This window comes from Allobosea sp. P4_C6, from assembly GCF_056402015.1.
The window spans coordinates 1-1055 of sequence record NZ_JBFUIF010000271.1; the positions used below are offsets into that span (position 1 = coordinate 1).

Annotated in this window: 3 protein-coding genes; all 3 read right to left on the reverse strand. The window is 62.3% G+C overall.

Translation table 11 applies throughout. The annotated features are described in order from the left end of the window. Positions 1–22: 22 nt before the first annotated feature. The 3 genes from AC1DVA_RS28585 to AC1DVA_RS28595 are packed head-to-tail and all read right to left on the reverse strand — an operon-like array spanning position 23 to position 880. Complete coding sequence (locus AC1DVA_RS28585) at positions 23–247, reverse strand: hypothetical protein (protein WP_476808156.1); 225 nt, start codon at positions 245–247, stop codon at positions 23–25. Between the two features lie 22 nt (positions 248–269). After that, complete coding sequence (locus tag AC1DVA_RS28590; RefSeq protein WP_476808157.1) at positions 270–611, reverse strand: hypothetical protein; 342 nt, start codon at positions 609–611, stop codon at positions 270–272. Between the two features lie 17 nt (positions 612–628). Then, positions 629–880 carry a hypothetical protein gene (locus AC1DVA_RS28595; RefSeq protein WP_476808158.1) on the reverse strand — a complete coding sequence of 84 codons (252 nt, stop codon included), beginning with the start codon at positions 878–880 and terminating at the stop codon, positions 629–631. Positions 881–1055 lie beyond the last annotated feature (175 nt).

A 1055-nucleotide genomic window follows, 5' to 3' on the forward strand; every position in this document is an offset into this window, starting at 1 on the left:
TCCTTAGCATGCACGGGGCCCACTATTCTAAATCGTTGGCGGTAGGATCACCTTCATCAGGCTTTGACGCCGCGCGGTCGCCGACGCCCCTCATCATCGCGATCGAATCCTCATAGACCTTCACGGCAGCCGCTATCGCCGCCATCTCGAGCTCTTCGTCACTGCCATTGGTAAAGCCCATGAGTTCCTGAGCGCGCTCAATCGCCGCGTTCATTTCCTCTTCGTTGCGGATCACGAGGCGGGGCATGCCGGCTCAACGATGCGCCCGATCATTCGTTCCGCTCCTGCCGCCCCGCGGGCGTCTCATGCCGGCGCATGAAGCGGCGCCAACGTTCGTATTCCTCGGGCGTGTAGCGGGCTTTGTAGTCAAGCCAAAGCGACTTGACCTTGGCCATAGCCGCCTCGCGCGTCCACTCCCGCCCGCGATCATTGCCGGTCTGGGGCAGGCCGAAGACGCTGATGCCCCAGGTCCACGGCGCGCAGCGTTCCGGGGTGTTCCCGCTGTCGTCGACAATCACGGCGATCCGCTCGCCCTCGTCGTCAATGACATGCCAATACGCCTCACTGTCCGGATAGGTCCGCCGAAGGAAAAGCGTCGGAGAATTGGACATCGGCGAGAGCCCTCATGTCAAAGCGCTCGGATCTGCTCCTCGAACTCCTCCGGGATAGCGCCGTGGCGCGCGAGCACATCCACCGAGGCGACTTCCCCGGTCTCGTCGTCTGCGACCACATGCACGACCGCCACGCCTTCGGCCGTGCGCCCGAGACGAATGCCGTCATTGAGCGCGTGATGCCTTGTTTGGGCGGGCACGCGCTGCGCCGGCACAAGCTTCTTCCGATGAGTCTTGAACGGCTGCAGAAAGAAGGTGTCGACATTCATGGCTTGACTCCCGGAGGCCGTTTGTTCCCATAATGTTCTCATGCCGAGGACGCAAGCCATGTCATCAGCCGTGCCGAAAACGCCACCTGAACGAACCCCAGTTGATAGGAAAATCGATTCCGTCTTGGCGGAGTTCGGCGGCGATGCTCGGGCTGCCATCGGCGCTCTGCTGCAC

Coding starts and splice junctions, on each gene's coding strand:
- AC1DVA_RS28585 (WP_476808156.1), bottom strand. CDS start 247: ATGCCCCGCCTCGTGATCCGCAACGAAGAGGAAATGAACGCGGCGATT.
- AC1DVA_RS28590 (WP_476808157.1), bottom strand. CDS start 611: ATGTCCAATTCTCCGACGCTTTTCCTTCGGCGGACCTATCCGGACAGT.
- AC1DVA_RS28595 (WP_476808158.1), bottom strand. CDS start 880: ATGAATGTCGACACCTTCTTTCTGCAGCCGTTCAAGACTCATCGGAAG.